The sequence below is a fragment of the Pantoea sp. CTOTU46764 genome, from assembly GCF_031974595.1.
GTDB lineage: Bacteria > Pseudomonadota > Gammaproteobacteria > Enterobacterales > Enterobacteriaceae > Pantoea > Pantoea trifolii.
This window is the reverse complement of the sequence record NZ_DALYOQ010000041.1, coordinates 1-5,422: the sequence shown is the minus strand read 5'-3', so window position 1 is coordinate 5,422 and position 5,422 is coordinate 1. Positions and strand designations below refer to the sequence as shown.

6 protein-coding genes are annotated in these 5,422 nt (G+C 51.9%); 3 read left to right on the top strand and 3 right to left on the bottom strand.

The window, feature by feature from the left end; all coding sequences use genetic code 11:
• Positions 1–172, bottom strand: a 172-nt coding sequence (locus tag RTM06_RS14270; protein WP_312183045.1) for a LacI family DNA-binding transcriptional regulator, incomplete at its 3' end; no start/stop codon positions are given.
• Between the two features lie 114 nt (positions 173–286).
• Between RTM06_RS14270 and RTM06_RS14265 the strand changes: the two genes are divergently transcribed.
• Positions 287–1,117 (top strand): SDR family oxidoreductase, encoded by an 831-nt coding sequence (locus RTM06_RS14265; RefSeq protein WP_312182991.1) that lies wholly within the window; start codon positions 287–289, stop codon positions 1,115–1,117.
• A gap of 9 nt (positions 1,118–1,126) precedes the next feature.
• Positions 1,127–2,269 (top strand): phytanoyl-CoA dioxygenase family protein, encoded by a 1,143-nt coding sequence (locus RTM06_RS14260; protein WP_312182989.1) that lies wholly within the window; start codon positions 1,127–1,129, stop codon positions 2,267–2,269.
• Between the two features lie 158 nt (positions 2,270–2,427).
• On the opposite strand, the gene RTM06_RS14255 is transcribed toward RTM06_RS14260, so the two are convergent.
• Both RTM06_RS14255 and RTM06_RS14250 read right to left on the bottom strand, forming a co-directional pair.
• A complete protein-coding gene (locus tag RTM06_RS14255; protein ID WP_312182987.1) occupies positions 2,428–3,642 on the bottom strand; it encodes an MFS transporter in 1,215 nt (404 codons plus the stop codon).
• Between the two features lie 84 nt (positions 3,643–3,726).
• Entirely contained in the window at positions 3,727–4,863 is a 1,137-nt protein-coding gene (locus tag RTM06_RS14250) for an alpha/beta hydrolase (protein WP_312182985.1), read from the bottom strand.
• Positions 4,864–5,036: 173 nt separating this feature from the next.
• Here RTM06_RS14250 and RTM06_RS14245 point away from each other — a divergent pair.
• On the top strand, positions 5,037–5,422 hold a 386-nt coding region (locus RTM06_RS14245; RefSeq protein WP_312182983.1), incomplete at its 3' end, for a LysR family transcriptional regulator.

Sequence of the window (5,422 nt, the reverse complement as noted above, 5' to 3'; positions counted from 1 at the left end):
GACCGCTTGCCAGGCTGGCGCGCTGCTGTAATTCCAGGTCGCGGATCGCCTGAGCAATGCGTCGGGCAGTGCGTGGACTGACACTGCCGCGTTGATGCAATGCTCTGTCGACCGTGGCTTTGCTGACGCCAGACTGTGCCGCGATTTGCTTAATGGAGAATGACCTTGCCATAAGTTGAGGTCTTTTTGAGGTTATGTCGCCGTATTGTTAATCGAATGTAATTGCTAAGGTCACTGTGAGCAAGTGGACAGACCTTACCTCACCCAAAATAACAAAGGACATGAAATGAGCCTGAGTGACAGCAGCAGATTTAAAAACAAAGTGTTCGTCGTGACCGGCGGAACACAGGGATTAGGCGCAGCCGTTGCCAGTCTTCTGGCAATTCGCGGAGCCCGGGGCATTGTGATTTGCGGTCGTAATGTTAAAGCCGGACACGAACAGGTGGATATTCTCAGTCAAACCGGTTGTGAAGTGATATTTGTTGAAGCAGATATCAGCTCGCCAGAAGCCTGCGAAATAGTAGTGGCGACCGCAGAAAAGGCGTTTGGAACCCTGCACGGGCTGGTGAATTGCGCAGGCATGTCCGATCGCGGCACCATCCTCAACACTTCCCCGGAATTATTTGATGCGATTATGGCCGTCAACGTTCGCGCGCCTTTTTTCCTGATGCAGGCAGCGATCAAACTGATGATTGCCAAAGGCATTGAAGGCAGCATCGTCAATATCATCACCATGACTTCTCATGGCGGTCAGAGCTTCTTAACGGCATACGCCGCATCCAAAGGTGCGCTGGTCACACTGACTAAAAACGTGGCCTTCAGCGCCATGCGCAATCGCATCCGGGTAAACGGTCTGAATATTGGCTGGATGGATACGCCACACGAGCACGACATCCAGCGGCAATATCATGACGCTGATGAAAACTGGCTTCGCAACGCTGAGCAGGCGCAGCCTTTTGGTCGTCTGCTCAAGCCAGCCGAAGTCGCGCGTGGCGTCGCATTTCTCCTTTCTGAGGAGTCAGGAATGATGACGGGTGCGGTGATCGATTTCGATCAAAGTGTGGTTGGTTGTGGTGATAACGGTGGCTTCCAGCCATCACAAGCTCTGACTCTGTGAGGCAAAAAAATGAAGAATATCTACATTAACGACAGTCATATTTCGCTCGACGATTTCGCCACGATTTGCGCGCAAACCCTGCGTAAAGACGATTTCCCGCTGGCACGTTCGGCTGATAAAAATGTGCTGATCTATCATCGTGACGACCTGCTGGCGGCTGCAACAGCAGACCGTCAAAACATGCTGGCTGAACTGCATCGTGCATTGTCCAGCGGCCCCGGTGTTCTGGTGGTTCAGGGGTTATATGGCGATGTCTCAGCCGTTGATCGCAGCAGTAACGTCTTTGAGGATATCCTCGCCAGTGAAGCGGCAAAGGGCGGCGGCGGCGATCACTTTGCCAAAGCGGGCAGTAACGGGCGTATCTGGAATGCACTGCAAAAAGTGGCAGAGCGGGATGCTGATGCCTTCATCGATTACTACAGCAATCCTTTGCTGGCGCTGATTTGTGAAGCCTGGGTCGGGCCGGGATATGAAATTACGGCGCAGGTCAATCAGGTGCGTCCGGGCGGTAAAGCGCAACAGCCGCATCGGGATTACCATCTCGGTTTCCAGGTAAATGACGTGGTTGCTCGCTTCCCTCTGCCGTTGCAGATTCTGTCGCAATATCTGACGCTTCAGGGCGCGGTGGCTCACAGTGATATGCCGATTGAATCAGGTCCAACGCAACTTTTGCCCTGGTCGCAGCAGTATGCCGAGGGATATCTGGCATGGCGCGATCCGCGCTTTATTGAATTCTTCCAGCAGCATGCCATTCAGTTGCCGCTGCAAAAAGGTGATGGGCTGTTCTTCAATCCGGCTCTGTTTCATGCCGCCGGCAATAATGTCACGCAGGATCACGTGCGTACGGCCAATTTGCTGCAGGTCTCTTCCGCATTTGGCAAAACCATGGAGAAAGTGAATCACGTTAAAGTGATGGAAGCGATTTATCCAACACTGCTGAGTAAAGATCTGAGCGATGAAGAATTACAGGCAATTGTGGCGGCGAGCGGTGAAGGCTACTCCTTCCCGACCAATCTGGATACCGATCCACCACTGGGAGGACTGGTCCCCAAAACACAACAGCAGTTGTTACTGGAAGCTTTACAGCAACGCTGTTCAGCGGAAGAGTTCAGCCAGCAATTAGACAACCACGAGAGTAAGAGAAAAGCCTAGGCGTGTTTTGCAAATGATATGGCGTAATGCCCTGACGTTAGGTGTTACGCCATATCGATGAGTATGTAGCTGGTCTGATGAACCGGATTAGCAATACATCTGAGCCGCTAATCCGGTAATAAGCTTTGTGCAATAGTGCCTGACTCGCTGCTGTTCTCTCAGTCGCGTACGGCGGCTTTCTTCAGTGACGTATAATCTTGACGAAATATCACAAACGTCATTGCGACCGCACCAAGCAGTAATAAACCACTCAAGCCGAAAGCACTTTGCCATCCCAGTATGTCGAATATCAGACCTCCTGCTGTTGAACCCAGCGCAATGGAGAGTTGGATGACAGCAACCATTAAGCCCCCACCCGCCTCTGCATCTTCGGGCAGCGTCCGTGCGATCCATGTCCACCATCCGGTTGGCGCGGCGGTCGCAAGCATTCCCCACAGGCTTAGCAAAACGGCAACAACCCACATGCTGTGACCGAACAAGAGTAACGTTCCCGCAATCGCTGCCATAACCAGAGGTATCATGATTAATGTCGGATAAAACCTTGCGTTCAGGAAGGTCGAAACAATCATGGTGCCGATAAAACCTGCTGCACCTATAGCAAGCAAAATCAACGACAAGCCAGAAGCACTCACTCTGGTCACTTTTTCCAAAAACGGCCGCACGTAGGTAAACAAGGCAAACTGCCCCATAAAGAACAGTCCGCAGGCCAGCAGCCCCGTTGCTACGGTTGAGACTCTAAATAGACGGAGTGCCGATCCCTGTGGTTTGCGTTGATTATCGCTTTCCATTGAAGGCAGGCTGATGCATTGCCAGATGAACGCCACTATCGCCAGCGGTACGAGAGATAAAAAGGCACCCCGCCATCCAACGGTCGCCCCGAGATAGCTACCCAACGGTGCCGCGACAACCGTGGCCAATGCGTTCCCGCCGTTAAAAATCGCCAGCGCGCGGGGAACCTGATGCTGCGGCACCAGCCGAATGGCCGTCGCTGCCGACATTGACCAGAATCCTCCAATCACGATACCAATCAGCGCCCGCCCCAACATATAAATCGGATAGCTGGCCGCCAGCGCGACAATCATTCCTGATACCGCCATCAGAATTGTCAGCTCCAGCAGAAGATATTTACGATTGAGATCCCCGGCAATGCGGGAAATTGTCAGGCTGGTTAGCACCGCCAGCGCGCCTGAAATGGCGATGCCCTGTCCTGCCAGCCCCTCCGTGACGTGCAAATCGCTGGCAATGGGCGTCAGTAGACTTACAGGCATAAACTCAGAAGCGATCAGCACAAAAACGCAGAGCGTCATGGCAAATACGCCGCCCCAATACGCATGGATTTTATTGTGTGGAGGTTGAAGACTTTCGGTAGACATTATCAATTCCCTGCGTTACATCAGACAGGTTAACGCCACCCGAGGATTACAGGTGGCATGGTAAACATGCATTATTTCAGTAAGTTAGTTTAAATTTGATTTAAAAAATTGTTCAAATTTAGCAAACGGGATCTTTCCAGCAACGTTGTCATATAAGTCCACATGGTTTGCCCCTGGAATAATTACCAGCTCTTTCTCTTTGCTCCCGATCGCTTTAAAGGCATCTTCAGCAAAATAACGTGAATGGGCTTTTTCACCGGTCACAACAAGCGCGGGGATAGTGATTTCATTTGCATAGCTCAGCAGCGGCATATTCATAAACGACAGCGGCATGGTTGCATTCCATGCGCCGGTTGAGTTAACCGAGCGTGCATGGAAACCACGCGGCATTCGGTAATAATCAAAAAACTCCTTCAAAACTGGATTTGGATTAGCGGGTAACGTTTCCGGCAGAATACGCTCAGAGGCGCTGGCTTTACCGTTTTCGTCGGCATAGATGTCGTGACTGCCAGCCGTGAAAGTGCCGCTCTCCGCATCCTTCCAGCGCTGCGCGTTCAGATACTGCAACACAGCACGACGATCGGCGGTGGTGTAGCGGTCTTTGCCATCGCCCACACCATGACCCATCGCGCGGCTCATGTCATACATCACGCTGGTTGCCACGGCTTTAACGCGGGTATCCATAGCGGCGTCGTTTAACGCCATGCCGCCCAGGCCACAAATACCGAGCAGCCCGATTCGGTTACGATCCACCTCTTTTTGCAGACCCAAGAAATCAACCGCTGCACTGAAATCCTCGGTATTGATATCTGGAGACGCCACATTACGCGGGTAGCCGCCACTTTCGCCCGTGTATGAAGGATCAAACGCGAGGGTAACAAATCCCTGTTCAGCCAGCGTCTGCGCGTACAGGCCGCTGGACTGTTCTTTGACCGCACCGAAAGGCCCGCTGACGGCCACGGCTGCCAGCTTTCGCTCACCGCGATCCTTCGGAAGATAGAGATCCCCGACTAAAGTGATGCCGTAGCGGTTCTGAAAGGTCACTTTACGGTGATCAACGTTGGTACTTTCAGGAAAGGTTTTGTCCCACTTTTTGACCAGCGAAACGGGTGCGTTCGGGTTGTTTGTATCAGCATAACTCATGGTTGTAACTCCACTAAATGATGCGCATAGCAGCAATGCAGGTATCGCGGCTGTCAGTTTTTTGGTGAAAACATTCATCAAAATCCTCCTAAAAAAACCTAAAAGAGGCAGGTTTCATACCGACAACGCTGCTGTGCTTTATTGCAATGCGCACATTTTAGTCAGCAGTATGCGTTCTGATTAGATGGCAATCTTTGCTAAGATTGATATCAAATTGTTCTAAATGGCGATGCGGATACGAGGGCGGGATAATGGCAAAACGGGAAAACTACAACGATCTCTATTTGTTCATGCTGGTGGTGCGCGAGGGAAGTTTTACCGCCGCAGCGCAACGCCTTGGCCTGGCGCAATCAGGAATCAGTCGTTCAGTACGTGAGCTTGAAGAAAGACTGGGCGTTCAACTGATTGTTCGCACCACGCGCAGATTATCGCTCACGCATGCCGGTGAGCAGCTCTATCAAACCGTTGAGTCAGGATTTGATGCTTTAGATACGGGACTCGCTACGCTGGCCCATTATCGCCAGACGCCATCCGGTACGGTACGCATTAATGCCAGCCAGCACGCGATTGATAAAGTGCTGCTGCCGAAGCTTGCGGTGTTCAAGCAACACTACCCCGATATCAGACTGGAACTCAT